This is a genomic window from Polynucleobacter sp. 15G-AUS-farblos (assembly GCF_018882445.1).
In the GTDB taxonomy this organism is placed as follows: Bacteria; Pseudomonadota; Gammaproteobacteria; order Burkholderiales; family Burkholderiaceae; genus Polynucleobacter.
In genome coordinates this window covers 1-278 of record NZ_JACVOM010000030.1, presented here as the reverse complement: position 1 = coordinate 278, position 278 = coordinate 1, and the positions used below count along the sequence as shown (strand labels likewise).

At 53.2% G+C, this 278-nt stretch carries 1 protein-coding gene; it reads left to right on the top strand.

Going from position 1 to position 278, the window contains the following annotated elements; translation table 11 throughout:
* Positions 1–278: condensation domain-containing protein (locus tag ICN41_RS11275; protein WP_216293024.1), on the top strand; the 278-nt coding region annotated here is incomplete at both ends.

Below are 278 nucleotides of genomic sequence, written 5' to 3'. Positions count from 1 at the left end.
TGATCTAGCCCAGCCTTTTAATTTAGAGCAAGGTCCGCTGATCCGAGCACGCTTAGCCGCCTTAGGCGAGCAAGAGTATGCGCTTCTGATTAGTAATCATCACTTGATCTTAGATGGTTGGTCAACAGCCACCATGGGCTCAGAATTAGCGCGTCTCTACCAAGCCCAGCGTACAGGTACGCCTGCCGGACTAGCCCCAGCCTTTGCCTGGCGCGAGCATTTATTGTGGCTTGCTAAACAAGATCGCGCAGCAGCGCAGCAGTATTGGCAAACCCACT